The 23871-nt window shown below is 70.9% G+C and carries 31 protein-coding genes; 18 read left to right on the plus strand and 13 right to left on the minus strand.

Going from position 1 to position 23871, the window contains the following annotated elements:
* Positions 1-4 precede the first annotated feature (4 nt).
* Positions 5-2188 (minus strand): MMPL family transporter, encoded by a 2184-nt coding sequence (locus CU254_RS09200; RefSeq protein ID WP_009074929.1) that lies wholly within the window; start codon positions 2186-2188, stop codon positions 5-7.
* A 195-nt stretch (positions 2189-2383) separates the two neighbouring features.
* On the opposite strand from CU254_RS09200, the gene CU254_RS09205 reads away from it, so the two are divergent.
* Positions 2384-2965 (plus strand): TetR/AcrR family transcriptional regulator, encoded by a 582-nt coding sequence (locus CU254_RS09205; protein ID WP_009074931.1) that lies wholly within the window; start codon positions 2384-2386, stop codon positions 2963-2965.
* 44 nt (positions 2966-3009) lie between these two features.
* Positions 3010-3825: a class I SAM-dependent methyltransferase gene (locus CU254_RS09210; RefSeq protein ID WP_009074933.1), complete on the plus strand. Its 816-nt coding sequence runs from the start codon at positions 3010-3012 to the stop codon at positions 3823-3825.
* A gap of 514 nt (positions 3826-4339) precedes the next feature.
* Here the strand turns inward: CU254_RS09210 and CU254_RS09215 are convergent.
* Genes CU254_RS09215 through soxR form a run of 3 tightly spaced genes read right to left on the minus strand, consistent with a single transcriptional unit; the run spans position 4340 to position 5650 of the window.
* A complete protein-coding gene (locus CU254_RS09215) occupies positions 4340-4558 on the minus strand; it encodes a hypothetical protein (protein WP_100266740.1) in 219 nt (72 codons plus the stop codon).
* 35 nt (positions 4559-4593) lie between these two features.
* Positions 4594-5142, minus strand: coding sequence for an RNA 2'-phosphotransferase (locus CU254_RS09220; RefSeq protein WP_009074934.1), 549 nt, complete (start codon positions 5140-5142; stop codon positions 4594-4596).
* Between the two features lie 46 nt (positions 5143-5188).
* Positions 5189-5650 carry a redox-sensitive transcriptional activator SoxR gene (gene soxR / locus CU254_RS09225; RefSeq protein ID WP_037713059.1) on the minus strand — a complete coding sequence of 154 codons (462 nt, stop codon included), beginning with the start codon at positions 5648-5650 and terminating at the stop codon, positions 5189-5191.
* Positions 5651-5703: 53 nt separating this feature from the next.
* Here soxR and CU254_RS09230 point away from each other — a divergent pair, with 53 nt between their 5' ends.
* Positions 5704-6402, plus strand: a complete 699-nt coding sequence (locus tag CU254_RS09230) for a thiamine pyrophosphate-dependent enzyme (protein ID WP_009074938.1) — start codon at positions 5704-5706, stop codon at positions 6400-6402.
* Positions 6402-7292: a transketolase family protein gene (locus tag CU254_RS09235; RefSeq protein ID WP_009074940.1), complete on the plus strand. Its 891-nt coding sequence runs from the start codon at positions 6402-6404 to the stop codon at positions 7290-7292. Before CU254_RS09230 ends, CU254_RS09235 begins: the two co-directional genes overlap by 1 nt.
* A gap of 33 nt (positions 7293-7325) precedes the next feature.
* Here CU254_RS09235 and CU254_RS09240 read toward each other — a convergent pair whose 3' ends face one another.
* Entirely contained in the window at positions 7326-7511 is a 186-nt protein-coding gene (locus tag CU254_RS09240) for a hypothetical protein (protein WP_009074942.1), read from the minus strand.
* Between the two features lie 130 nt (positions 7512-7641).
* Between CU254_RS09240 and hisH the strand changes: the two genes are divergently transcribed.
* Complete coding sequence (gene hisH / locus CU254_RS09245) at positions 7642-8265, plus strand: imidazole glycerol phosphate synthase subunit HisH (RefSeq protein WP_037713062.1); 624 nt, start codon at positions 7642-7644, stop codon at positions 8263-8265.
* Positions 8266-8396: 131 nt separating this feature from the next.
* Complete coding sequence (gene priA, locus CU254_RS09250; RefSeq protein ID WP_009074946.1) at positions 8397-9128, plus strand: bifunctional 1-(5-phosphoribosyl)-5-((5-phosphoribosylamino)methylideneamino)imidazole-4-carboxamide isomerase/phosphoribosylanthranilate isomerase PriA; 732 nt, start codon at positions 8397-8399, stop codon at positions 9126-9128.
* Here priA and CU254_RS09255 read toward each other — a convergent pair.
* Positions 9094-9474 (minus strand): YdeI family protein, encoded by a 381-nt coding sequence (locus CU254_RS09255; RefSeq protein ID WP_009074948.1) that lies wholly within the window; start codon positions 9472-9474, stop codon positions 9094-9096. The genes priA and CU254_RS09255 overlap by 35 nt on opposite strands.
* Entirely contained in the window at positions 9471-9896 is a 426-nt protein-coding gene (locus tag CU254_RS09260) for a VOC family protein (protein ID WP_009074950.1), read from the minus strand. Before CU254_RS09260 ends, CU254_RS09255 begins: the two co-directional genes overlap by 4 nt.
* Before the next feature lie 88 nt (positions 9897-9984).
* Between CU254_RS09260 and CU254_RS09265 the strand changes: the two genes are divergently transcribed.
* Complete coding sequence (locus tag CU254_RS09265; RefSeq protein ID WP_009074952.1) at positions 9985-10911, plus strand: YafY family protein; 927 nt, start codon at positions 9985-9987, stop codon at positions 10909-10911.
* An 86-nt stretch (positions 10912-10997) separates the two neighbouring features.
* Entirely contained in the window at positions 10998-11342 is a 345-nt protein-coding gene (locus tag CU254_RS09270) for a DUF1330 domain-containing protein (RefSeq protein WP_009074954.1), read from the plus strand.
* A 1-nt stretch (position 11343) separates the two neighbouring features.
* Here the strand turns inward: CU254_RS09270 and CU254_RS09275 are convergent, their stop codons facing one another.
* The 4 genes from CU254_RS09275 to CU254_RS09290 are packed head-to-tail and all read right to left on the minus strand — an operon-like array spanning position 11344 to position 13675.
* Entirely contained in the window at positions 11344-11727 is a 384-nt protein-coding gene (locus CU254_RS09275; RefSeq protein WP_009074955.1) for a PPOX class F420-dependent oxidoreductase, read from the minus strand.
* Between the two features lie 19 nt (positions 11728-11746).
* Positions 11747-12184, minus strand: coding sequence for a hypothetical protein (locus CU254_RS09280; protein ID WP_009074957.1), 438 nt, complete (start codon positions 12182-12184; stop codon positions 11747-11749).
* Between the two features lie 16 nt (positions 12185-12200).
* Positions 12201-13169 (minus strand): hypothetical protein, encoded by a 969-nt coding sequence (locus CU254_RS09285; RefSeq protein WP_009074959.1) that lies wholly within the window; start codon positions 13167-13169, stop codon positions 12201-12203.
* A complete protein-coding gene (locus CU254_RS09290; protein WP_086024878.1) occupies positions 13166-13675 on the minus strand; it encodes a SigE family RNA polymerase sigma factor in 510 nt (169 codons plus the stop codon). The genes CU254_RS09285 and CU254_RS09290 overlap by 4 nt, the downstream gene beginning before the upstream one ends.
* Before the next feature lie 103 nt (positions 13676-13778).
* Between CU254_RS09290 and hisF the strand changes: the two genes are divergently transcribed.
* Genes hisF through CU254_RS09305 form a run of 3 tightly spaced genes read left to right on the plus strand, consistent with a single transcriptional unit; the run spans position 13779 to position 15267 of the window.
* The gene (gene hisF / locus CU254_RS09295; RefSeq protein ID WP_009074963.1) at positions 13779-14552 is read left to right on the plus strand and encodes an imidazole glycerol phosphate synthase subunit HisF; all 774 of its coding nucleotides are present in this window, start codon (positions 13779-13781) and stop codon (positions 14550-14552) included.
* Complete coding sequence (hisI, locus tag CU254_RS09300) at positions 14549-14908, plus strand: phosphoribosyl-AMP cyclohydrolase (RefSeq protein ID WP_009074964.1); 360 nt, start codon at positions 14549-14551, stop codon at positions 14906-14908. Before hisF ends, hisI begins: the two co-directional genes overlap by 4 nt.
* Complete coding sequence (locus tag CU254_RS09305) at positions 14905-15267, plus strand: DUF1304 domain-containing protein (RefSeq protein ID WP_009074966.1); 363 nt, start codon at positions 14905-14907, stop codon at positions 15265-15267. The genes hisI and CU254_RS09305 overlap by 4 nt, the downstream gene beginning before the upstream one ends.
* 5 nt (positions 15268-15272) lie before the next feature.
* On the opposite strand, the gene CU254_RS09310 is transcribed toward CU254_RS09305, so the two are convergent.
* Positions 15273-15878: a TetR/AcrR family transcriptional regulator gene (locus tag CU254_RS09310; protein WP_037713064.1), complete on the minus strand. Its 606-nt coding sequence runs from the start codon at positions 15876-15878 to the stop codon at positions 15273-15275.
* A 96-nt stretch (positions 15879-15974) separates the two neighbouring features.
* On the opposite strand from CU254_RS09310, the gene CU254_RS09315 reads away from it, so the two are divergent.
* The 7 genes from CU254_RS09315 (at position 15975) to CU254_RS09345 (ending at position 22393) form a co-directional block, all read left to right on the plus strand.
* Positions 15975-17537 (plus strand): anthranilate synthase component I, encoded by a 1563-nt coding sequence (locus CU254_RS09315; protein WP_037713065.1) that lies wholly within the window; start codon positions 15975-15977, stop codon positions 17535-17537.
* Between the two features lie 91 nt (positions 17538-17628).
* Positions 17629-18147, plus strand: coding sequence for a Trp biosynthesis-associated membrane protein (locus CU254_RS09320; RefSeq protein WP_050788414.1), 519 nt, complete (start codon positions 17629-17631; stop codon positions 18145-18147).
* Between the two features lie 133 nt (positions 18148-18280).
* A complete protein-coding gene (gene trpC, locus CU254_RS09325) occupies positions 18281-19090 on the plus strand; it encodes an indole-3-glycerol phosphate synthase TrpC (RefSeq protein ID WP_009074973.1) in 810 nt (269 codons plus the stop codon).
* Positions 19087-20304: a tryptophan synthase subunit beta gene (gene trpB, locus CU254_RS09330; protein ID WP_286156943.1), complete on the plus strand. Its 1218-nt coding sequence runs from the start codon at positions 19087-19089 to the stop codon at positions 20302-20304. Before trpC ends, trpB begins: the two co-directional genes overlap by 4 nt.
* The gene (gene trpA, locus CU254_RS09335) at positions 20301-21092 is read left to right on the plus strand and encodes a tryptophan synthase subunit alpha (RefSeq protein WP_009074976.1); all 792 of its coding nucleotides are present in this window, start codon (positions 20301-20303) and stop codon (positions 21090-21092) included. Before trpB ends, trpA begins: the two co-directional genes overlap by 4 nt.
* Before the next feature lie 164 nt (positions 21093-21256).
* The gene (locus tag CU254_RS09340) at positions 21257-21685 is read left to right on the plus strand and encodes a Uma2 family endonuclease (protein WP_100266741.1); all 429 of its coding nucleotides are present in this window, start codon (positions 21257-21259) and stop codon (positions 21683-21685) included.
* 48 nt (positions 21686-21733) lie between these two features.
* Positions 21734-22393 carry a peptidoglycan recognition family protein gene (locus tag CU254_RS09345; RefSeq protein WP_037713067.1) on the plus strand — a complete coding sequence of 220 codons (660 nt, stop codon included), beginning with the start codon at positions 21734-21736 and terminating at the stop codon, positions 22391-22393.
* 6 nt (positions 22394-22399) lie between these two features.
* On the opposite strand, the gene CU254_RS09350 is transcribed toward CU254_RS09345, so the two are convergent.
* Positions 22400-23776: a glutamine synthetase family protein gene (locus CU254_RS09350; protein ID WP_037713068.1), complete on the minus strand. Its 1377-nt coding sequence runs from the start codon at positions 23774-23776 to the stop codon at positions 22400-22402.
* Between the last annotated feature and the right edge of the window lie 95 nt (positions 23777-23871).

The raw sequence follows: 23871 nt of genomic DNA on the forward strand, positions 1-23871 counted from the left end.
AAAATCAGACCCGCGTGAGTTCGCGTTCGTCGTCGCCGGGGATGCCGAGTTCGCGGACGAGGCCTTCGCCTTCGACGTCGACGTTGGGCAGGATCCGGTCGAGCCAGGTGGGCAGCCACCAGGCGCGGCGGCCGAGCAGGGACATGACGGCGGGCACGATGGTCATCCGGATGACGAAGGCGTCGATCAGGACGCCGAAGGCGAGCGCGAACCCGATCGACTGGATGAGGGTCGATTCGGCGAGGACGAACCCGGCGAAGACCGAGATCATGATGAGCGCGGCGGCGACGACGACGCGGGCGCCGTGGCGGAATCCGGTGACCATCGCTTCCTGGGGTTCGGCGCCGTGGACGTGTTCCTCGCGCATGCGGGTCACGAGGAAGACCTGGTAGTCCATGGCGAGTCCGAACAGGACGCCGATGAGCAGGATGGGGAGCATGCTCATGATCGGGCCGGTCGAGGCGACGCCGAGCAGGTCGGTGAGCCAGCCCCATTGGAAGACCGCGACGACGGCGCCGAAGGTCGCGACCACCGAGCCGAGGAACCCCAGCGTCGCCTTCAACGGCACGACGACCGACCGGAAGACCAGCATCAGCAGCACAAAGGCGAGCCCGACGATCAACGCGAGGTAGGGCAGCATCGCGTCGGACAGTTTCTGCGAGACGTCGATGTTGGCCGCGGTTTGCCCGGTCACCGCGAGGCTGCCGCCGGTTTTGTCCTGCAGCGGAGCGGATTGCGCGCGGATCGCGGACACGAGGTCTTCGGTCTGCGTGCTGCTCGGGCCGCTTTTCGGGATCACCGTCAGCAGCGCGGTGTCGCCGGCGGGATTGACGCGCGGCGGCGTCACCGCGGCGACGTCCGGCAGCCTGCCGATGTCCGCGGCGGCCTGCTTCACCGCGTCCGGATTGCGGTTCGGGCCGGTGTCGACCACGACCAGCAGGGGCCCGTTCGCGCCCTCGCCGAAACCGGCGGAGACCAGGTCGTAGGCCTTGCGCTGGGTGGTGTCCGGCGCGGCGGTGCTGTCGTTGGGCAGGCCGAGTTGCATGCTCAAAGCGGGAATCGCGACCACGGCCAGTCCGACGAGCGCGGTCAGCAGGACCGGGACCCGGTGCCGCGCCACGAAACGCGCCCAGCGTTCGCCGTGCGTCGGGCCCTCGGTGCGGCGGCGCACCCGGATCTTGCTGCGGGCGACGCGGGCGCCAGCGAAGCCGAGCACCGCGGGCAGCAGCGTCAACGCGATCAGCACCGCGACCACGACCGTCGCCGCGGCAGCGACGCCCATCTGGCCCAGGAACGGGATCCCGACCACGGTCAGCCCGGCGAGCGCGATGACCACCGTCAGCCCGGCGAACACCACCGCGGAACCCGCGGTGCCGACCGCGCGCCCGGCGGCGTCCTCCGGGTCGCGGCCCTCAGCCAGCTCGTGCCGGTAACGGGAGACGATGAACAGGGCGTAGTCGATCCCGACCGCGAGACCGATCATCAACGCCAGCACCGGGGTGTTGGAGTTCAGCTCCATCGACCCCGAAGCCAGCATGATGCCCGCCATCCCGACCCCGACCCCGACCAGCGCGGTCAGCAACGGAATCCCCGCCGCCAGCAACGACCCGAACGTGATGATCAGGACGACCGCCGCGACCGCGACGCCGAGTCCTTCGGTGGCCCCGGTCGCCGGGATCCCCTGCACCGCGTCCCCGCCGTACTCGACCCGGTACCCCAGCTGCTTCGCGTGATCGCCGGTCGCCAGCAGCGCCTGCCGGTCGCTGTCGGACAGTTCGAAACCCTTGACCTGATAGCTCACCTGCGCGAGCGCGACCCGCCCGTCCGGCGACACCGACCTCGCCTGGAACGGATCCACCACCCCCGCCACCTTCGGCGCCGACCGCAGCTTCCCCACCACCGACTCGACCGCCGCCTGACCCGCCGGATCCGTGACCTTCCGCCCCTCCGGCGCGGCAATCGCCACCCGCGCGGTGCCGCCGCCCGCCGCGGCCTGCGGGAAGTGCTCGGCCAGCCGGTCGATCGCCTGCTGGGATTCGGTGCCGGGGATGGTCACCGAATCGGACAGCTTGCCCGACAGCGTGAGCGCGCCCGCGCCCACCGCCGCGAGGACAAGCGCCCAAACCGCCGCCACGAGGACCCGGCGGCGGAACGACAGCCTGCCGAGCCGGTACAGGAAGGGTGCCACGAGTCGTCTCCGTTTCGCGCCCGAAGCGGGCTCTCCGCACTGGGAATCGCCCTTTCGAAGCTAGCCATTCGGCAAGGAGCTGCCAAGCCGATCGGCTAGGATGTGACTAGCCGCACGGCAAGTTTCGGCCTAGTCGCTCGGCAAGTACCATGGTGTGCTGCGGAGCAGCGCACTCCGCTTGACGAGGAGGGCGCGATGACGACCGTCGAACCGGTCGCGGACACCCGGACCAGGCTGCTCGCCACTGCGCTGCGGCTGTTCGCGGAGCACGGCGTGGAGGGCACGTCGCTGCAGATGATCGCCGACGAGCTGGGCGTCACGAAGGCCGCGGTGTACTACCACTTCAAGACGAAGGCGGAGATCACCGAGGCGGTCGCGGAGCCGGGCATCCGGGAACTGGACGAGCTGGTCGTCGAGGCGGCGAAGCACCGGCGGCACGGCGCGCGCGTCGACCATCTGCTGGACGGTTTCGTCGATCTCGTGGTGCGGCACCGGGTGCTGGTCGCGCTGTTCTCCAGCGACCCGGGCATCGACGCGGCGCTCGCGAAATCGCGGCACGGCGTCGAAGGGTTCAAGCAGGCGCTGATCTCGATCGTCGCCGGGGGACCGGAGCCGGACGTGACCGCCCGCGTGACGGCGATCGTGGCGTTCACCGGCATCGCGATGGCGGGCGGGGCGCCCGATCTGGCCGAGGTGGACGACGAAACGTTGCGCCAGGAGCTGATCGGGGTGGGGCGGCGGCTGCTCGGCCGACCGCGGCGTCGTCTCAACTGCTGAGAAGTCTGTTGCACTATTTGGGAACACGCTCCTAGTCTCGGAGCATGTCTTCGGAGAGCGCTTACGGGCAGGGGCACGCGGAAAGCGTTGTACGGTCTCAACTCTGGCGTTCCGTCGACAATTCGGCGGCCTACCTGGCACCCGAACTGCTTCCCGGACGCAGTGTGCTCGACGTCGGCTGCGGCCCCGGGACGATCACGGTGGACCTCGCCCGCCGAGTGGCCCCGGGCGAGGTCGTCGGCATCGACGTCTCGGAAACCGTGCTGGAGCAAGCGCGGGCGCACGCGCGGAGCGAAGGCGTGTCCAACGTCCGGTTCGAGCGCGCCGACATCACGGCGGCTCCAGCGGTCGGCCGGTTCGACGTCGTGCACGCGCACCAGGTGTTGCTGCACCTGACCGAACCGGTGGAAGCGCTGCGGCACATGCTGGCGCTGGCCAAGCCCGGCGGTGTGGTCGCCGCCCGCGACACCGACTACGCCGCGGCGTTCTGGTGGCCGGCGGATCCGCGGCTGGACCGCTGGCAGGAGGTGTACCGCGCGGTCGCGCACGGCAACGGCGCCGAGCCGGACGCCGGACGGCGCTTGCTGGCCTGGGCGCACGCCGCGGGCGCGCGCGACGTCACGCCGAGCGCCTCCATCTGGAGCCATTCCACGCCGGAGGAACGCGCGTGGTGGGGCGGCATGTGGGCGGACCGGATCCTGGACTCCAAGATCGCCGAGCAGGCCGTGGCGGGCGGGCACGCGTCCGCCGAAGGCCTCCGCGAGATTTCCGAGGGATGGCGCGCGTGGGCGGCCGACCCGGACGGCTGGTTCGCGATCCCACACGGCGAGATCCTGTGCCGGGTCGCCGAATCCGGTTGAAACGCGGCGGATTACGGCAGCCGGGAGTCCTTGCGCGCTTTCGCCGCGCGCAGTTCCTCGGCGGTCAGTTGGTCTGCGGAGACCCGGACGATGGAGCGGAAACGGCGGCACGCCGGGCATCGCTGCAGCCGCCGATCGCCGAGCCGGATCGGCTTGAGGGTTGGCGTGCGTGGGCGGGCTGACCCGGACGGCTGGTTCGCGATCCCGCACGGCGAGATCCTGTGCCGGGTCGCCGAAACCGGCTGAAATGGCGGAAGTATGCGGCGGATTACGGCAGCGGGGAGTCCTTGCGCGCTTCCGCCGCGCGCAGTTCCTCGGCGGTCAGTTGGTCTGCGGAGACCCGGACGATGGAGCGGAAACGGCGGCACACCGGGCATCGCTGCAGTCGCCGGTCGCCGAGCCGGATCGGCTTGAGGGTTGGCGTGCGTGGGCGGGCTGGCCCGGACGGCTGGTTCGCGATCCCGCACGGCGAGATCCTGTGCCGGGTCGCCGAATCCGGTTGAAACGCGACGGATTACGGCAGCCGGGAGTCCTTGCGCGCTTTCGCCGCGCGCAGTTCCTCGGCGGTCAACTGGTCCGCGGAGACCCGGACGACGGAGCGGAAACGGCGGCACACCGGGCATCGCTGCAGTCGCCGGTCGCCGAGCCGGATCGCCTTGAACGACACCAAGGGGAGCCAGATCGTGGAGAAATAGTGGCCTCGGCTGCACTGGACGATCGTGTAGTCAGGCATGGCCACCTCCTTCGGCACGGCAGGCTCAGTATGCGCTACTCGGCCACCGTCAGAAACTCCGCCGGAACCGCCGGAGCGAGCCACACTCCGTTGTCGCTCACCTGGAACACATGCCCGCGCGCGGCCATTTCCCCGGCCGCGACCGTCAGCACCACCGGTTTCCCGTGTCGCGAACCGACTTTCCACGCCGTTTCGCGGGTCGCGGACAAATGCACCGCGTGCCGTTTCATCGGGCGCAATCCCTCCGCCCGGATCGAGGGCAGGAACCGCGTCGCCGTGCCGTGGTAGAGGATTTCCGGCGGCACCGCGTCCGACAGTTCCAGATCCACGCGCACGCTGTGCCCCTGGCTGGCGCGGATCAGCGTGCCCGTCCCGTCGAAGGCGAACCGCTGTTTGGCGCAGTTCGCGACGACCTCGTCCAGTTCCGCGCGGCTCACCGGAAACCGGTTGCGGGCCAGTGCCGCGAGGAGTTCGTCGACCGGGACCCAGCCGCCGGGCGCGAGCGTGAGGCCGAGCCCGCCGGGGTCGTGGCGCAGGTGCCGGGACAGTCTTTTGGATACTCGGGTTCGAGATTTCTCGTTCATTGCTGCCCGTAGTAACCCACACCGAAGCCCTGCCGCGCAACGGAATTCAGATCCCGCCCTCCAGCACCGGGCGGAGCTTGCTGGCCCCGGGCCCGAACCGGGCGAGTTCGTCGTCCGCGTTGTACAGGCCGCAGCTGCGCAGCGACAGGCATCCGCAGCCGACGCATCCGGTCAGCCGGTCCCGCAGCCGCTGCAGCGCGTCGATCCGGGCGTCGAGTTCGGTCTGCCATTCGCGCGACAGCCGGGCCCAGTCCGCCTTCGTCGGCGCGTGGTCGGCGGGCAGCGTCTCCAGCGCCGCGCTGATGTCTTCCAGCGACAGCCCGACCCGTTGCGCGGCGCGGATGAACGCGATCCGCCGCAGCACCGAACGCGCGTAGCGGCGCTGGTTGCCCGCCGAGCGCTCGGAGGTGATCAGGCCGCGCTCCTCGTAGAACCGCAGCGCCGTGTGCGGGACTCCGCTGCGTTCCGCGACCTGGCCGATGCTCAGCTTGTCCGCCAACCTCGTCATTGCTTCAGGTTAGCGCTTGACCTTCAGTTTGGTCGAGGTTGCATCGTCGGACCATGACCACGACGACCTCCGAGCCGGGCTACGCGGACCTGCCCCGGCTGATCTCGCTGATGACCGGCGACGACAAACACCACGCGGCCGCGGAGTCCACAGTGGACGTCCTGTGGGTGCTGTTCGACCGCGTCCTGGACCTCGGCCCGGACACCGCCCGGCGGCCCGGCCGCGACCGGTTCCTGCTGTCCAAGGGCCACGGGCCGATGGCGTACTACGCCGTGCTCGTCGCGAAGGGGTGGCTGGACGAGGACGAACTCGCCGGCTGGAGTTCGGCGCGTTCGCGGCTCGGCCATCATCCCGACCGCATGCGCGCGCCGGGCGTCGAAATCTCCAGCGGTTCGCTCGGGCACGGCCTGCCGATCGCCGTCGGCACCGCGCTCGGCCTGCGCGCCCGCCGGTTCAGCTCGCGCATCGTCACGCTGATCGGCGACGCCGAACTCGACGAGGGCTCCAACCACGAGGCGATCGTCGTCGCCGCGCGGCTCGGGCTCGACAAACTGACCACCGTGGTCATCGACAACCAGTCCTCGACGCACGGCTGGCCAGGCGGCATCGCGCGCCGGTTCGAAACCGAAGGCTGGGCTGTGCGGACGGTCTCCGGCCGCGATCACGAAGCGCTGTACGACGCGTTCACCACCCCTCATCCCGGACGGCCGCTCGCGGTCGTCGCCGTCGTCGAACCGAAAGGCGCGCACTGATGCCGAACATGCGGGACACCTTCCTGGCCACCGCCGAAGAAATCGTCAACTCCGACCCGGACGTGGCGATCGTCCTCGCCGACATCTCGACCGCGGCGCTGGCCGAGGCCGCGCGCCGGCATCCGGACCGGGTGCTCAACGTCGGGATCCGCGAGCAGCTGCTCGTGAGCACCGGCGCCGGGCTCGCCCTCGCCGGGCTGCGGCCGATCGTGCACACCTTCAACGCGTTCCTCGTGGAGCGCGCCTTCGAGCAGATCAAACTGGACCTCAGCCACCAGGAACTCGGCGCGGTGCTGGTGTCCTACGGCGCGTCCTACGACATGCCGATGGAAGGCCGCACGCACCAGGCACCCGGCGACGTCGCGCTGATCGACTCCCTGCCCGGCTGGTACGTGCACATTCCCGGCCATCCCGAGGAGGCGCGGCGGCTGCTGCTCGATTCGGTGCCTGGCGACAGCCGGACGTACCTGCGGCTGTCCGCCCAGGAGAACTCCGAACCGCACCTCGGCGTCGGGCTTCAGACGATCCACCGGGGCGCGCGCGGCGTGGTGATCGCGGTGGGGCCGATGCTGGACCGGGTGCTGGAGGCGACCGAGGACATGGACGTGACGGTCCTCTACACCTCGACGGTGCGCCCGTTCGATGTCGAAGGACTGCGCGCCGCGGTGACAGACGTGGCGGAGGTGGCGCTGGTAGAGCCGTATCTCAAGGGGACTTCCGCGCATTGCGTCGCCGACGCGCTCGCGGACCGGCCGCACCGGCTGCTGAACCTCGGCACGCGCCGGGACACCGAAGTGCGGATTTACGGCACGCTCGCCGACCACGATCTCGTGCACGGGCTCGACGCGGGTTCGATCGCGTTGTCCCTCAAGGAATTCTTCACCGGATGAGCCGGGACCTCGGCAGCGGGCAACCGCCCGGGGTCACCAGCCGCCGTCGGCACGGCGCGCGGGAGGCGCCGTCTGCGCGGTCGACCGGCGCGCGCGATCGACCTCCGCGCGAGTCTTCTGCAGCGGGATGGTGAGCTCCCTGAACTGCGGGAACGGCACGCTGTCGATGTCTTCCCGCCATGCTTGGAACATCCGGCAGAGCAGATCGGACTCGGACATTTCGTCCTCTTTCCGGGTCCGGGGGCGCCGGCCGCGCCCGCACATAGCTTCGTGGGTACCCGTTCGGGGCGAGAACGAAACGGGCTCGGAACGAAATTCCCCGGGAGGCTAGGCTCGGGTTGTGTCTCGTGTGGTGATCCTCGATTACGGCTCCGGAAACCTCCGCTCCGCCGAGCGCGCCGTCGCGCGCGCGGGCGCCGAGGTGGAGGTCACCGCGGACCCGCATGCCGCGCTGGAGGCCGACGGCCTGGTGGTGCCCGGCGTCGGCGCGTTCTCGGCGTGCATGAGCGGGCTGCTGGGCGTGCACGGGCACCGGATCATCGGCAAACGGCTGGCCGGCGGACGTCCGGTGCTGGGCATCTGCGTCGGCATGCAGATCCTGTTCTCGCGCGGCGTCGAGCACGGCGAGGAGACCGAGGGCACCGGCGAATGGCCGGGCACGGTCGAGCGCCTGCACGCCGACGTGCTCCCGCACATGGGCTGGAACACCGTCCGCGCGCCCGCCGATTCGCAGCTGTTCGCCGGGATCGACCCCGCCGAGCGGTTCTACTTCGTGCACTCCTACGCGGCGCGCACGTGGGACCTGGACTCCGGCCTCGCGGGCCAGCAGCCCAAGGTGACCTGGGCGAACCACGGCGAGGACTTCGTCGCGGCGGTGGAGAACGGGCCGCTGTGGGCGACCCAGTTCCACCCGGAGAAGTCCGGGGACGCGGGCGCGCAGCTGTTGCGCAACTGGCTGGGCACGCTGGCGTAGCCGGGAGCGGGAACGCGGTGGCGACCGGCAGATGTGCTGCTGCTCACTCTGCCCGCGCTGCTGAGCCGCCGCTCCGAGTGCGCGCACATCCCCCGGAAGGCGCGCCCGGCCCCGCCGCTTAGTCTGTGCGCGTGACTTTCACGCTCCTTCCCGCAGTTGATGTTGCCGACGGCCAGGCGGTCCGACTCGTCCAGGGCGAGGCGGGCACCGAGACCTCCTACGGCAGTCCGCTCGAGGCCGCCCTGCAGTGGCAGCGCGACGGGGCCGAGTGGATCCATCTCGTGGACCTCGACGCGGCGTTCGGCAAGGGCAGCAACCGCGAATTGCTCGCCGACGTCGTCAAGCGGCTCGACGTGCAGGTGGAGCTGTCCGGTGGCATCCGCGACGACGCGTCGCTCGAGGCGGCGCTCGCCACCGGCGCGCGGCGGGTCAACCTCGGCACCGCGGCGCTCGAGGACCCGGACTGGACGGCGAAGGTCGTCTCCGAATACGGCGACCGCGTCGCGATCGGGCTCGACGTGCGGATCACCGAGGCCGGGCACCGGCTGTCCGCGCGCGGCTGGACGTCCGACGGCGGCGACCTGTGGGAGGTTCTGGAGCGGCTCGACCGCGACGGGGCCAGCCGGTACGTCGTCACCGACGTGAGCAAGGACGGCACGCTGCGCGGCCCGAACCTGGACCTGCTGCGCGAGGTCACCGCGCGCACCGACGCCCCGGTGATCGCCTCCGGCGGAGTGTCCAGTGTGGACGATCTGCGCGCGCTGGCCGCGCTGGCGTCGGACGGCGTCGAGGGTTCGATCGTCGGGAAGGCGCTGTACGCGGGCGCTTTCACCCTGCCGGAAGCCCTCGCCGCGGTCCGCTGACGGCGGCGCGCAGCGGACGACAAGCCGGAACCGCGGCCCGGTCGAGCGCGAGCTGCCCGGCCGGGCGCATCCTGTCTTCCTGCCGGAGCCGCTCGGCCCGGGCCAGATTTCGCGGCGACCACGGGCTTTTCGGCCGGCGCGGCGTGTACCGCTGGGTGTAGGTGGAATCGTCGCAACGGCGGGTCAGGCCGTCGATCCAGCCGTAGCAGAGCGCTTCCTGCAGTGCCTGCTCGTAGGTGAGACCGGGCGTGCCCTTTTTCGCCAGCACCACCCAGATCTCAGTGGCGGAATCGTGGTGCTCGGCCAGCCAGTTCCGCCACGCCGCGGCGTCGGGGAAGTGCGTCATGCCTGCACCAGCGCTTCCCGGACCGACACGTAGTGCGGGTTGTACATCAGGCCGAGAACGTTGCCCCACGGGTCGATCACCGACGCGGTGATGAATCCGGTGCCGCGGTCGCGCGGGGCGTCGTGGACCTTCGCGCCCATCGCGACGACACGTTCGAGCGTCGCGGGGACGTCCTCGACGTGCCAGAACACGACCGCGCCCGCGGGCTGCCCGACGGTGGCCAGATCGGCGGTCCGGGACAGTTCGCTGGTGGCGTAGGAGCTGTGCACGATGCCGAATTCGTGCTGGTAGTCGCCGATTCGCCACTCCAGGTACGCGGGCGTGTCCATATACGGCGCGACGCCGAGAAGGTCGGTGTACCAGCGCTTCGCCGCGTCGAAGTCGGGGGAGTAGAAGGTGACGGTGCTGAGTCCTCGAAGCATCTCTGATTCCTTGTCTGCTCGGTTTGTGGAACTAGCTTCTCGGCCAAAGTGCTCATCTTCTGAGCACTTTGGGGAGAGAATCGAAAACATGCGCGCTGACCGTCTTGTCGCTGCCGTCCTCCTGCTCCAGGCCCGCGGCCGGGTGACCGCCGCCGAACTGGCCGAGGACCTGGAGATCTCCGTGGCCACGGCCCGCCGCGACCTGGAGGCGTTGTCGGCGGCCGGGATCCCGGTCTATCCGCAGCCCGGACGCGGCGGCGGATGGTCGCTCGTCGGCGGGGCCCGCACCGACCTCAGCGGGCTGACCGCGGCCGAGTCCCAGGCGTTGTTCTTGATGCTGGGACCGGCGGCGTCCGGCGGTCCGGAACTGTCGTCTGCACTGCGCAAGCTCGTCCGCGCGCTGCCCGCCACGTTCCGGGCCGACGCCGAAGCCGCCGCGCGCGCCGTCGTGTCCGATCCGGCGGGATGGGGCGAGCACGATCGTGAGCCGCCCGCGCTCGTCCAGTCCCTGCAGCAGGCGGTCGTGCGGCGGCGCAAGGTGCGGTTCGACTACAGCGGCAAAAGCCGGTTGGTCGATCCGTACGGCCTCGCCGACAAGGACGGCGTCTGGTATCTGATCGCCGGAACCCCTGCGGGACAACGGACTTTCCGCGTCGACCGGATGTCGAAGGCGGAGACCACCGACCTGCCCTCGGAACGGCCGGACGACTTCGATCTCCGCGAACAGTGGGCGCGGGTGGTCGAAGAGATGGAGCAGCGGCGTTCGCTCGTGTCCGCGACGGTGCTGACCGACGCGCGGTACCTGTCCGTGCTGCGCTCGCATTTCGGTCGGCATTGCGAGGTGCTCGGGGAGCAGGACGGCCGGGTTCGGGTGAAGGTGGCTGCGCACTGGGTGCGCTCCCTCGCGGAACAGTTGGCCGGATGGGGAAACCTGGTCGAGGTGGTGGAACCGGAACCGGTCCGCGCCGAACTCGCTCGCATCGGGCGCGAACTGACGGACCGCTATGGGGGCTGAACGATTACCCGCGAGGTAATCGACTCCATGCATGGCAGCGGCGAGGATTGCTTGGCAGGCAACGAAATCCATTCGAGGAGTCGGACATGACCGCTTACGCCATCGCCCACCTCCGCCAGCCCGGAACCGTGGACGCCGAGGTCTACGAGTACATGGAGCTGATCCAGGCGACGCTCGACCCTTTCCAGGGCCGCTTCCTGGTCCATGGCGGACAGACCCGCGTGCTGGAAGGCAGCTGGCCGGGTGCGACCGTCGTGATCGAATTCCCCGACTTCACCGCAGCCGAGGAGTGGTACGCCTCGGCGGATTACCCCAAGATCCTGCCCCTGCGCACCAACCACCTGGTGGGCGACGTGATCCTGGCCGACGGCTGCGGTCCGGACCACGATTCGGCCGCGATGGGCGCCCGGCTTCGCGAGGCGGCCCGGTGAATTACTCGGCGATCTTGACCGCGATCCCGATCGTCCGCTCGGGTCCGCCGCGGAGGCGGCTGAAGAACATGGTCACGCGTCCGACGATGCCGTAATCCCGCGCGATGACTCCGCGGATGCGCTCGGTGTCGGCGGCATCGAGCAGTCGGGCGGTGCCGCGCACTTGAGCGCCGTGCACGCGGCGGCCGCGGACGTCGCAGGCTTGCAGCCGGACCTCGCCGTTGTTGCGGATTCGTTTGACTTTGCCCGCGGTGCGTTCGGAGAACAGCACGAGTTCGCCGCCGTCGCGGGAGGCCCACACCGGGGTCGGGACCGCGCGGCCGTCGCGGCGGAAAGTGGTCAGCACGACGTACTTCTCGGCGCCGAGACGCTCCAGTTCGGACATAGCCCTACGGTAGACGGCGTCACCGCGCCTGGCAGCGATCCGCGGGCGGCGGCGAGCCGGGAGGCGCCGTCGGCACGGCGACCGAGGTGCCGTGGGCAGCCACCTTCTCCATCACCACGTGGGTCGCCGCGACATATCCCCAGGTGAACAGCACGACCAGGCCCGCGCACACCCCGAGCGTCGCCTTTCGCACCCCGATTCGCCCGAGCAGCGCGGAAATCCCGGCACCGGCGAGAAGGAACAGCACGAGAGAACTGACCTGCCACAGCGTCACGCCCAGGCCCGACCACGGCAGGAGAGCGCGCAACCGGCAGGTCAGCTGCTCGCCCGCGGTCAGCTGGGCGAGGTAGTTGGCCCCGACGCACCAGGCCACCAGAACGGCGATGATCGCGGCGCCGATTCCGACGGCGTACGCAGCCCGCGAAAGCGTGCTCCGAGACTCCCCCAGTTCGGACATGGCTTCACGGTAGCGGTCAGCGGGCGCCCAGCCACGCGTATTCCGGCGCCGGATCGAGCACGATCCCGTCCGCCACCGCGACGAGCTGCTCGCGCGGCAACCGGCCGGAGACGGTCAGCCAGCGTCCGGCCGGCAAGCGCACGGCGACCTGCGCGTCGGCCGGTCCGGCGGCGGGCAGGTAAGCCCCGGGGAGGCCGCGCACCGGCACCGGCCCGGAGCCGCCGAGGGCCGGGGTAGCGCCGCCGACCGTCACGCGCACCTTGCCGGCCGGGCCGCTCGCGTCGAGGACGGTCGTCGCGGTGTCGGCGTTGCTGCCGCGCACCGTCGTGGCCTCCTCGCGGAGACCGGCGGGCAGCGGCCCGAACCGTGCCTCGCCGCGGATCCGGACTGGTTCGACGGTCACCGAATCGGCCACCTGCTCGGCCACCGCGCGGGCGTCCGGGACGCCTTCGACCTTGGCGGTCAGCACGTAGTGGTCGTCCGGCATCCAGGTCAGCGTGGCGATCGTGTCGTTCGGCCCGGTCACCATGGCGACCCGGCCGTGCACGACGACCTGGTCCCGAAGCGCCGAGATGCGCAGCGCGGTCTGCGCCCATTCGGGATCGGCCGTGGAATGCGCGGCGAGCTCCACCCGGCTCGCGCCGGACTGCCATTGCCGCACCTGCGCGGCGTTCCCGGGGCCGCCGGAGCGGTACTGCTCGGTGAAGCCGTCCGGAAGCCAACCCGGCGTGTACGCGAGCACCGGCCGCCCGGCGGCGGGCGTGAGCTGCGCGGGCGCTTCGGTGACCGTGCTGACCACCAGTGGCACCCCGGCGGCGACCGCGATCACCGCGGCGGCAGCGGCGACGAGCGCGAGGCGAGGACGGCGTCGGCGCTGGCGGGCCCGGGCGAGCGCGTTGAGCACCTCGTGGCCGTCCGGCGCCCGCTCGGCGAGCCGTTCGAGGCTGTCGCGCACCAGCGTCTCGGTCTCGTTCGAGGGGGTCATTCTCCTGCTCCGGTGGTGAGGGCGGTCGGCAACGAGGGCAGGCCGGCGCGCAGCGTCGCCAGCGCGCGCGAGATCTGGCTGCGCACGGTCGAGACGCCGCAGCGGAGGAAATCGGCGATCTCGGCGTCGGTGTAGTTCTCGTAGTAGCGCAGGACGACCGCGGCGCGCTGTTTCCGCGGCAGCGTGGCCAGCAGAGCGAGCATTTCGTCGCGTTCGTCGTAGGCGGTGCTGGGATCGGCGGTCGGCGGCCCGAGCGCGTCGAGCACCGTGTGGTTCGACGGCACCACGCGGCGGGCGGCGCGGCGGCGCCACGACAGGTATTCGTTGGTGATCATCCGGCGGACGTAGGTGGGCGGCGAATCGATCTTCGCCCAGCGTTGCTGCGCGCGCAGGAGCACGTCCTGCACGATGTCCTGCGCCAGGTGCGGGTCGTCGGCGAGGACGGTCGCGTAGCGCAGCAGCCCGTCGAGGCGTTCCGCCACGAAATCGTCGAAACCGGTCGTCACGATCCTCAGACGCGCGAGCACCCCGTTTTGATGCTTCGGATCCGAAAAGGAGTGACGAAGCCGTCGCGCGGGCTTGACCGGGCGGCCGACTAGGCTGGACGGCATGGCTGTGGCGGTTCGGGTGATTCCCTGTCTCGACGTCGACGCGGGCCGGGTCGTGAAGGGCGTCAACTTCGCCGACCTGCGCGACGCGGGCGACCCGGTGGAGCTGGCGCGCAGGTACGACGCGGAGGGCGCCGACGAGCTGACCTTCCTCGACGTCACCGCGTCCTCCGGCGACCGCGAAACCACCTTCGACGTGGTCCGCCGCACCGCCGAGCAGGTCTTCATCCCGCTGACCGTCGGCGGCGGCGTGCGCTCGACCGACGACGTCAACCGGCTCCTGCGCACCGGCGCGGACAAAGTGAGCATCAACACGGCCGCGATCGCCCGTCCGGAGCTGCTGCGCGAGGCGTCGCGCCGGTTCGGGGCCCAGTGCGTCGTGCTGTCCGTCGACGCGCGGCGAGTGCCCGAAGGCAGCGAACCGACCGCGTCCGGTTTCGAGGTCACCACGCACGGCGGCCGGCGTGGCACCGGCATCGACGCGGTGGAATGGGCGGCGCGCGGCGAGGAACTCGGCGTGGGCGAGATCCTGCTCAACTCGATGGACGCGGACGGCACCAAAACCGGCTTCGACCTGGAGCTGATCGGCCTGGTCCGCAAGGCGGTGCGCGTCCCGGTGATCGCCAGCGGCGGCGCGGGCGCGCCCGAACACTTCCTGCCCGCCGTGGAAGCCGGCGCCGACGCGGTGCTGGCGGCGAGCGTATTCCACTTCGGACAGTTGACGATCGGCGACGTGAAGGGCGCGCTGCGCACCGGCGGGGTGGTCGTGCGATGAGCCTTTCGCCGGAGATTTCCGCCCGGGTGAAATGGAACGCGGACGGCCTGATCGCGGCTGTCGTCGTGGACCACGCGACGTCCGACGTGCTGATGATGGCGTGGATGAACGACGAGGCGCTGGAGTCCACGCTCACCACGCGCCGCGGCACGTACTGGTCGCGCAGCCGTCAGGAGCTGTGGGTGAAGGGGGAGACCTCGGGGCACGTCCAGCACGTGCGAGAGGTCCGCATCGACTGCGACGGCGACACGGTGCTGCTGCGGGTGGACCAGACCGGTCCGGCTTGCCACACCGGCACGCACACGTGTTTCGACACCGACGAACGGCTGCTGCTCGCGGACGAGAGCGAGCGATGACCGTCGTCGCGAACGTCCTCGTCGGGCTGGTCGCCCTGATCCACCTGTACATCGTGGTGCTGGAGATGGCTTTGTGGACCACGCCGCGGGCGCGCGCGGCCTTCGGCACCACCGAGGAATTCGCCCGCGAGAGCAAGACGCTCGCCGCGAATCAGGGGCTGTACAACGGGTTTCTCGCCGCCGCGCTGATCTGGGGGCTCATCGCCGCAGACCCGGCGGGCTTCCAGTTGAAGCTGTACGGGTTGGCGTGCGTGATCGTGGCCGGTTTGTACGGCGCGGTGACGTCGTCCAAGCGGATCCTGCTGGTTCAGGTGCTGCCGGGCGGGCTGGCGCTGCTTATCTTGCTGCTGTCGCACTGAGCGCGCTAGTCGATGTCCCCGGTGAGATAACGCTGCAGCGTCGGCGCCACCGCCGCGATCAGCGTGTCCACCTCCGCCTCCACCATCGGCGGGAACCGCGCCACGTACCGGACCAGTCCCATCCCCACCAGCTGCGACGCGCACAACGCCACCCGCAGCTCGTGCCGGTCGCCGCCGAGGTCGCTCAGCAGGCTGGTGAAAAACTGCAGGAAGAACTCGCGCAGCACGGTGCTCGCCGCCTCGTGGCCGGCGATGCTGCGGATCAGCGCCTGGAACGTGTCGCCGCCCGCGCCGTCCCAGCGGGTCAGAAAAGTGCGCGCGATCCGGACGCCCAGTTCGTCCACCGGACCGTCGCGCAGGACGGTGACCAGTTCCGCCGGTTCGAAGGGCAGTTTCAGCACCGCTTGCGCGAACAGGCCTTCTTTGCCGCCGAACCAGTGGTTGACCATGGCCGCGTCGACCCCGGCGCGCGCGGCGATCGAGCGGACCGTCGCGCGTTCGTAGCCGTTCTCGGCGAACACCGCGCGGGCCGCTTCGAGCAGCACCGCCCGGGTGTCCTGACCAGCGGGGCGGCGGCCGCGGCGGCGCGCGGTAGTGTCTTCCGTGCTCACCGGACCATCTTGACCGGTCGCCACGCCGAATTCAACAGTCATTGAATTGAGAGCCCGCCGACCGGCGGACGCGGCCGTAGCGGCACAATGAAGCGCATGGTCAGCTCAGCAGCCTCGTCCACGGCCGGGCCCGGCCCGGTCACCCCGTCCCGCGCCGAGTTCCGCGCGCTGGCCGAGAGCCGCCGCGTGATCCCCGTGGTGCGCCGGGTGCTCGCCGACGGCGAGACCCCGCTCGGGATCTACCGGAAGCTCGCCGCCGACCGGCCCGGCACGTTCCTCTTCGAATCGGCCGAGAACGGGAAATCGTGGTCGCGCTGGTCGTTCGTCGGCGTGCGCAGCCCGGCCGCGCTGACCGTCCGCGACGGCAAGGCGGTCTGGACCGGCACCCCGCCGGACAACCTGCCCACCGAAGGCGACCCGCTGCAGGTGCTGCGCGCGACCGTCGAGGCGCTGCACACCGAACCGCTGCCCGGCCTGCCCCCGCTGACCGGCGGGATGGTCGGCTACCTCGGCTACGATTCCGTGCGCTGGCTGGAAAAGCTGCCCGAGCTGGCCGAACGGGACCTCGACATCCCCGAGCTGACCATGCTGCTCGCCACCGATCTCGCCGCGTTCGACCACCACGAGGGCACCGTCACGCTGATCGCCAACGCGGTCAACTGGGACGATTCCGCCGAGCGCGTGGACGCCGCGTACGACGACGCGCTGGCCCGGCTGTCCGCGATGACCGAGCAATTGCGCGTGCCCGCCCCGCCGACCGTCGTGACGTTCGACCGGCCCGCGCCGGAATTCCGCCGCCACCGCAGCAAGGAAGACTTCCACGCGGCCGTCGACAAGGCGGTCGAGGCGATCAAGGCCGGCGAAGCGTTCCAGATCGTGCCGTCGCAACGATTCGAGATCGAGACCGGGGCCGACGCGCTCGACGTGTACCGCGTCCTGCGCACCTCCAACCCGAGCCCGTACATGTACCTGCTGCGGCTGGAGGGCTTCGACATCGTCGGCTCCAGCCCGGAATCGCTGGTGACCGTCCGCGACGGCCGCGCCACCACGCATCCCATCGCGGGCACCCGCTGGCGGGGCGCGGATCCGGAGGAGGACGCGCAGCTGGCCAAGGACCTGCTCGCGGACGAGAAGGAACGCGCCGAGCACCTGATGCTCGTCGACCTCGGCCGCAACGACCTCGGCAAGGTCTGCAAACCGGGCTCCGTGCACGTGGTCGACTTCTTCCAGATCGAGCGCTACAGCCACGTGATGCATATCGTGTCCACGGTGACCGGCGAGCTGAAGGACGACGCCACGGCGTTCGACGCGGTCGCGGCCTGTTTCCCGGCGGGCACCCTTTCCGGCGCGCCGAAGGTCCGGGCGATGCAGCTGATCGAGGAGCTGGAACCGGTGCGCCGCGCGCTGTACGGCGGCGTGGTCGGCTACCTGGACTTCGCCGGCGACGCGGACACGGCGATCGCCATCCGCACCGCGCTGATGCGCGACGGGACCGCCTACGTCCAAGCGGGCGGCGGCGTGGTCGCGGACTCGGTGCCGGACTACGAGGACACCGAATCGCTCAACAAGGCCCGGACCGTGCTGTCCGCGATCGCCGCGGCGGGCACGATGATCCCGGCGGGGGAGCTGGACCCAGCTGAGGACGCGGCCGGTGTCTGAGCGGTCCGAGGAGGCGGAACCACCGGGCGGCGCCGCGGCGGAAGCCCGGCCCGCGGGCGGCGGGAAGGCGAAGCGTCCACTGTGGACGATCATTCTCGCCCTGCTGCTCGGCGCATTGGCGCTGTGGGGAGCGTCGCGGATGGTGTGGTTCGCCGAATTCCGCGACGAGGGCGTGCGCGGCACGGTCCTGTACACCGAACCCGGCGAGCAGCGCGCCACCGCGCTCGTGCCGCTCGCGCTCCTCGCGCTCGCGGGCGTCGCCGGGGCGATCGCGACCGGCGGCTGGCTGCGCCGCGTGCTCGGGATCGTGCTGGTGCTCGCCGGTGCCGCGGGCGTCTGGAGCGGCGTGGACGGGATCCGCTTCGGCGGGTTCGCGCCCGGGCTGCCCGGCACGGAAATCGTGCTCGGCCACCTGATCGCCGTCCTCGGCGGAATTCTCGTCGCGCTCGGCGGGTTGGCAGCGGTCAAGCGGGCGGGAGCCGCGCGCAAGCTCGGGGCCCGTTACGCCGCTCCGGGAGCCAAGGCCGCGCGGAAGGATCCGGACACCGAGCTGTGGGAGGCGCTGTCGGAGGGGGACGACCCGACCGATCCGCCGGATCCGCGTCGCTGAGCGCCGTCGCTGAGCAACCCGGGACCGGCCGGTCATCGAGCGGGGGTTAGCATCGTTTCGGCGGGAAGGGGAAGGTTTTTGTGAGCGAGCTTGCGAGTGGACCCAGGAGTGCGGCAGCGGGTAGGGGCGTCCGATGAGCGTGCTCGAAGACATCGTCGCCGGCGTGCGCGAGGATCTCGCGCAGCGGGAATCCGCGCTGCCGTTCGACGAACTGAAGGCCAGGGCGGCCAAGGCCGTCCCGCCGCGTGACGTGATGGCCGCGCTGCGCGAGTCCGGCATCGGCGTCATCGCCGAGGTGAAGCGGCGCAGCCCGTCCAAGGGCGAGCTGGCCACGATCCCCGATCCGGCCGCGCTGGCCCGCGACTACGAGGACGCCGGCGCGCGCGTGATCAGCGTGCTCACCGAGCAGCGCCGCTTCGGCGGATCGCTCGCCGACCTCGACGCGGTGCGCGCCGCGGTCGACATTCCCGTGCTGCGCAAGGACTTCATCGTCAGCCCGTACCAGGTGCACGAGGCCCGGCTGCACGGCGCGGACATGGTCCTGCTGATCGTCGCCGCGCTGGAGCAGAACGCGCTCGCCGCGCTGCTCGACCGCGTCGAATCGCTCGGCATGACCGCGCTCGTGGAGATCCACAACGCCGAGGAGGCCGACCGCGCGCTGGAAGCGGGCGCGAAGGTCATCGGCGTCAACGCGCGCAACCTGCACACCCTCGAGGTGGACCGCGACGTGTTCTCCCGCCTCGCGCCCGGCCTGCCGATGGACGTGTTCAAGGTCGCCGAGTCCGGCGTCCGCGGCCCCGGCGACCTGATGTCCTACGCCGGGCACGGCGCGGACGCGGTGCTCGTCGGAGAGGGCCTGGTGGCCTCGGGCGACCCGAAGGGCGCGGTCGTCAAGCTCGTCACCGCCGGTTCGCACCCCGCCTGCCCGAGGCCGTCGCGGTGACCGAGCGCGGCAAGCACGATCCGGACGAGCGCGGCTACTACGGCCCGTACGGCGGCCGGTTCATGCCGGAAGCGCTGATCGGCGTGGTCGACGAGGTCGCGGCGGAGTACGAGAAGGCCCGCCACGACCCCGAGTTCACCGCCGAGCTGAACCGGCTGCTCACCGAGTACGCGGGCCGTCCGTCGCTGCTGACCGAGGCCAAGCGGTTCGGCGAGCACGCCGGCGGCGCGCGGGTCTTCCTCAAGCGCGAGGACCTCAACCACACCGGTTCGCACAAGATCAACAACGTGCTGGGCCAGGCGCTGCTCACCGTGCGGATGGGCAAGAAGCGCGTCATCGCGGAGACCGGCGCGGGCCAGCACGGCGTCGCCACGGCCACCGCGTGCGCGCTGCTCGGCCTCGACTGCGTCGTGTACATGGGCGAGGTCGACACCGAGCGGCAGTCGCTGAACGTCGCGCGGATGAAGCTGCTCGGCGCCGAGGTCGTGCCGGTGAAAACCGGGTCGCGCACGCTCAAGGACGCGATCAACGAGGCGCTGCGCGACTGGGTCACCAACGCCGACACCACGCACTACCTGTTCGGCACCGCCGCCGGTCCGTCGCCGTTCCCGATGATGGTGCGCAATTTCCACCACGTCATCGGCGAGGAGGCGCGGGCGCAGATCCTGGAGAAGGCGGGCCGGCTGCCGGACGTCGTCGCGGCGTGCGTCGGCGGCGGGTCCAACGCGATCGGCATTTTCTCCGGGTTCTACGACGACCCGTCGGTGCGGCTGGTCGGCCTGGAGCCGGGCGGCGAGGGCATCGACGGCAACCGGCACGGCGCGACGCTGACCAAGGGCAGCCCGGGCAACCTGCACGGCGCGATGTCGTACCTGCTGCAGGACGAGGACGGCCAGACGGTCGAATCGCATTCGATCTCGGCGGGCCTGGACTACCCGGGCGTCGGACCGGAACACGCGTGGCTCAAGGACTCCGGCCGCGCCGAGTACCGCCCGGTCACCGACGCGGCCGCGATGGACGCCTTCCGGCTGCTGTCGCGCACCGAGGGCATCATCCCGGCGATCGAATCGGCGCACGCGCTCGCCGGGGCCCTGGAACTGGGCCGCGAGCTGGGTCCGGAGGGGCTGATCGTGGTCAACCTGTCCGGCCGGGGCGACAAGGACATGGACACCGCGGCCCAGTGGTTCGGGCTCGTGGACGGGGAGGGCAAGTGAGCGGCCTCGACGAGCTGTTCGCAGCGACGCGGGCGGAACACCGGGCCGCGCTGGTCGGCTACCTGCCCGCCGGATTCCCGTCCGTGGACAATTCGAAGGACCTGCTGGCCGCGACGATCGACGGCGGTGCGGACCTGGTCGAGGTCGGCGTCCCGTACTCCGACCCGGTCATGGACGGCCCGACCATCCAGGCGGCCGCGGAAGCGGCGCTGGCGAGCGGGTTCCGGCTGAAGCAGCTGTTCGAGGTCGTGGAATCGGTGTCCGCGCGCGGCGGGCGCGCGGTCGTGATGACGTACTGGAACCCGGTGCACCGCTACGGGGTCGACGCGTTCGCGCGCGACCTCGCCTCGGCGGGCGGCCTGGGCTTGATCACGCCGGACCTGATCCCGGACGAGGCCGACGAGTGGATGGCGGCGTCGTCCGAGCATGGCTTGGACCGGATTTTCCTGGTCGCGCCGTCGTCGTCGGAGGAACGCCTGGCGAAGACCACGGCGGCCTCGTCGGGCTTCGTGTACGCGACCGCGGTGATGGGCGTGACCGGCGCCCGCGACGCGGTGGGCGTGCACGCGGAGGACCTGGTTCGGCGGACCCGGGAGCACACCGAGCTGCCGATCGGCGTGGGCCTCGGGGTCCGTTCGCGGGAGCAGGCCGCCCAGGTGGCCGGGTTCGCGGACGCGGTGATCGTCGGATCCGCGCTGGTCACGGCCGCGGCGGACGGTCCGGACGGGGTGGCGGAGCTGGCCTCGGAGCTGGCGAAGGGCGTGCGCGAGGCGGTCGCTCCGGCCTGATCTTCGGCTGGGGCCGGAAACTGTCGGTGGTCGTTCGTACTCTCTCGGTATGCAAACCACCGACAGCAACCTGGCCGAAGCTCCCGGATTGGCAGAAGTGCTCGCCTTGCCGAACGAACAGCTCCTCGGCAACCGGATCGAGGGAGTCGGCGGGGCCATCGGTGATGGGTCCGGCTCCGACAGCGCTGCACCAGCAGTGGCTCCAGCGATTGCAGCTCGCAGTGGTGCCAGCCTTGCCGAAAGGCACTGCGCTGCTCCCCGGCGTCGCGGTCCGCTGCGGCGAAAACCGGCTGCTGATCCCGGACTTCGTGATCGTCACGTGCCCCGACGTGGCCACGACCTGGTACCCAGCGTCCGAAGTGCTGCTGGCCGCGGAGATCGAATCTCCCTCCGCCCGCGTGCCGGACCGGATTCTCAAGAAAGCCCTCTACGCGGAAGCCCTCATCCCGTACTGCCTGCTCGTCGACCCGGAGCAGGAAGCCGCCACGGTCTACGTGCTTTCCGACGGCGACTACCTGCCGCACGCCAAAAGCGAGGGCGGCGTGCTGACGCTGGCCGAACCGTTCCCCGCGGAGCTGGATCTGCGCGGTTGAGCGGCCAGTTGTACGCATCGTGTACGCCGTCCGCGCACAGTGCGGCGCATGGCTTTCGACATCGGACAGGTTCCCCGGAGGACGTTCCTGCGCGGGGCGGCCGGCGTGAGCGCTGCCGCGGCGGCGGGGCTCGTGCTGCCCGGCCTCGCGGACGCCGCGGCCGCGCCCCGCGTCTACAGCTGTGCCGAATGGGGTGCGCGGCCGCCCGCTGATCCGCTCACCACGCTCGACCATCCGGCCAACCGCGTGCTCATCCACCACATCGACTGCCCCAACAGCACCGACTACTCGCTCGAGCACGCGTTCCAGGTCGCGCGCGACGACCAGCACGACCACATCGACAACAACGGCTGGTCCGACACCGGCCAGCACTTCACGGTTTCCCGCGGCGGCTACCGCCTCGAAGGCCGCCACGGCAGCCTGGACGCGTTGCGCAGCGGGAAAAAGATCGTCCGCGCGGCGCATTGCCCGGGCCAGAACGACAACGCGATCGGCATCGAGAACGAGGGCACCTACATGCAGGTCGCCCCGCCGAAGGCGCAGTTCGATTCGCTGGTGGTGTTCGTGGCGTACGTGTGCCGCCAGTACGGCATCCCGGTGAAGGAAATCAAGGGACACCGCGACTTCTACAACACGGACTGCCCGGGCGACAAGCTGTACGCGATGCTGCCGGAACTGCAGTCCCGGGTGGCGGCCTTGCTTCGTTGAGCGGGTTCAGTGCAGGAAACGCATTGCCCGGCACAACTCCGCCGGCGCCAGCGATCCCAGCTCGGCCACCTCGGCGCGGCGGACGTCCGCCAACGTGGTGGCCAGCTGGGGTCCGAACGCGGCCCGCAGCACCTCGTCGGCTTCGAACGCGTCGACCGCATCCGACAACGTCTCCGGCAACCGGGCGACGCCGGCCGCCGCGGCGTCCGCGGGGGAGAGCGAGCCGGGATCCACGCTGACCGGCTCGGGCAGGCGCGCCTCGGCGTCGATGCCCGCCTGTCCGGCGAAAAGCAGGCCGGCCACGACCAGATACGGGTTCGCGGTGAGGTCGAAGCACTTCACCTCCAGATTCGCCGCCGTGTCGCGCTGTCCGGCCGCGCCGCGGATCAGGCGCAGCGGGGCTTCGCGGTTTTCCAGTCCCCACGCGGTGAACACGCCCGCCCAGTGGTGCGGTTCGAGCCGCAGATAGCTGACCGCCGACGGCGCGCCGATGGCCAGCAACGCGGGCAACCGGCGGAAAATCCCGGCGCCGAAGGCTTCCGCGGTCGTGCTGAGTCCGAGCGCCCCGGTCCCGCCCGTGCACAGGTTCCGTTCGCCGTCCCACAGGCTCAGGTGCACGTGTCCGCCATTGCCGACACCGCCGGGCTCGAACTTCGGGGTGAACGACGCGCGCAGACCGTGCGCGGCGGTCACCGTTCGCACGGTTTCCCTTGTCAGTACTGCCAAATCGGCCGCGCGCACGAGGTCGGTCGCGGCGATCGACAGCTCGAACTGGCCCGCCGCGTATTCCGGGTGGATCTGCTCCACCTCCACGCCAGATTTGTCCAAAGTGGACACAAGGGCGCGCAAGTACTCGTGGTTCGCGCTCAGCCGGGAGTATCCGTAGGCCGGACCGGGCAGCGGGACGCCGTCCGCGTCGGTCGCGATCCACTCCAGCTCGAACGCCATCCGCGCGGTCAGCCCGCGGTCGGCGAGCTGTGCCACGGCAGTCGCGGCGAGCGCGCGCGTGTCCTGCGGATGCGGCTGCCCGTCCTGGTCGTACCGCCACGCCGGGGCCCACGCCCAGCCGGGTTGTGCGGCGAGGACGGTGAGCGCGTCGAGGTCGGGGTGCAGCCGCAGGTCGCCGACGGGACCGAGGGAGTGCTCGCCGTCCGCGATGCTGTCGGTGCCGAGAAAGAAGTCGAACGAGTTGGACGCGCCGACGCCCCACGCCGCGACCCTCGCCAGCTTCGCCGCCGGCACCGCTTTGACCCGCGAGATCCCGGAGTTGTCCACGAAGCTCAGCGCGACCAGCTCGACGCCCGCCTGCTCCAGCTGTCCGGCGGCGGCCGCGCCGAGTTCCGCGAGCCGGTCGCGGTCGAGTCCTGCGGGGGTGGACGGCAAGGCGCGCTCCTTCGCTGCTGGACGAGGTTCAGCCAGTCGGCGCTGGTTGTCCGCGCCGCCTCGGATGTTCACTGTGTACTCCGCGGGGAAAGGAG

Source organism: Amycolatopsis sp. AA4 (assembly GCF_002796545.1).
Lineage (GTDB): Bacteria > Actinomycetota > Actinomycetes > Mycobacteriales > Pseudonocardiaceae > Amycolatopsis.

Coding starts and splice junctions, on each gene's coding strand:
- CU254_RS09260 (WP_009074950.1), bottom strand. CDS start 9,896: ATGCTTCGAGGACTCAGCACCGTCACCTTCTACTCCCCCGACTTCGAC.
- trpC (WP_009074973.1), top strand. CDS start 18,281: ATGAGCGTGCTCGAAGACATCGTCGCCGGCGTGCGCGAGGATCTCGCG.
- CU254_RS09305 (WP_009074966.1), top strand. CDS start 14,905: ATGACCGTCGTCGCGAACGTCCTCGTCGGGCTGGTCGCCCTGATCCAC.
- CU254_RS09215 (WP_100266740.1), bottom strand. CDS start 4,558: ATGCCTGACTACACGATCGTCCAGTGCAGCCGAGGCCACTATTTCTCC.
- CU254_RS09220 (WP_009074934.1), bottom strand. CDS start 5,142: ATGAACGAGAAATCTCGAACCCGAGTATCCAAAAGACTGTCCCGGCAC.
- CU254_RS09345 (WP_037713067.1), top strand. CDS start 21,734: ATGGCTTTCGACATCGGACAGGTTCCCCGGAGGACGTTCCTGCGCGGG.
- CU254_RS09255 (WP_009074948.1), bottom strand. CDS start 9,474: ATGACGCACTTCCCCGACGCCGCGGCGTGGCGGAACTGGCTGGCCGAG.
- soxR (WP_037713059.1), bottom strand. CDS start 5,650: ATGACGAGGTTGGCGGACAAGCTGAGCATCGGCCAGGTCGCGGAACGC.
- CU254_RS09280 (WP_009074957.1), bottom strand. CDS start 12,184: ATGTCCGAACTGGGGGAGTCTCGGAGCACGCTTTCGCGGGCTGCGTAC.
- CU254_RS09210 (WP_009074933.1), top strand. CDS start 3,010: ATGTCTTCGGAGAGCGCTTACGGGCAGGGGCACGCGGAAAGCGTTGTA.
- CU254_RS09315 (WP_037713065.1), top strand. CDS start 15,975: ATGGTCAGCTCAGCAGCCTCGTCCACGGCCGGGCCCGGCCCGGTCACC.
- CU254_RS09230 (WP_009074938.1), top strand. CDS start 5,704: ATGACCACGACGACCTCCGAGCCGGGCTACGCGGACCTGCCCCGGCTG.
- CU254_RS09270 (WP_009074954.1), top strand. CDS start 10,998: ATGACCGCTTACGCCATCGCCCACCTCCGCCAGCCCGGAACCGTGGAC.
- CU254_RS09205 (WP_009074931.1), top strand. CDS start 2,384: ATGACGACCGTCGAACCGGTCGCGGACACCCGGACCAGGCTGCTCGCC.
- CU254_RS09340 (WP_100266741.1), top strand. CDS start 21,257: ATGGGTCCGGCTCCGACAGCGCTGCACCAGCAGTGGCTCCAGCGATTG.
- CU254_RS09235 (WP_009074940.1), top strand. CDS start 6,402: ATGCCGAACATGCGGGACACCTTCCTGGCCACCGCCGAAGAAATCGTC.
- CU254_RS09265 (WP_009074952.1), top strand. CDS start 9,985: ATGCGCGCTGACCGTCTTGTCGCTGCCGTCCTCCTGCTCCAGGCCCGC.
- CU254_RS09285 (WP_009074959.1), bottom strand. CDS start 13,169: ATGACCCCCTCGAACGAGACCGAGACGCTGGTGCGCGACAGCCTCGAA.
- CU254_RS09240 (WP_009074942.1), bottom strand. CDS start 7,511: ATGTCCGAGTCCGATCTGCTCTGCCGGATGTTCCAAGCATGGCGGGAA.
- hisI (WP_009074964.1), top strand. CDS start 14,549: ATGAGCCTTTCGCCGGAGATTTCCGCCCGGGTGAAATGGAACGCGGAC.
- CU254_RS09275 (WP_009074955.1), bottom strand. CDS start 11,727: ATGTCCGAACTGGAGCGTCTCGGCGCCGAGAAGTACGTCGTGCTGACC.
- hisF (WP_009074963.1), top strand. CDS start 13,779: ATGGCTGTGGCGGTTCGGGTGATTCCCTGTCTCGACGTCGACGCGGGC.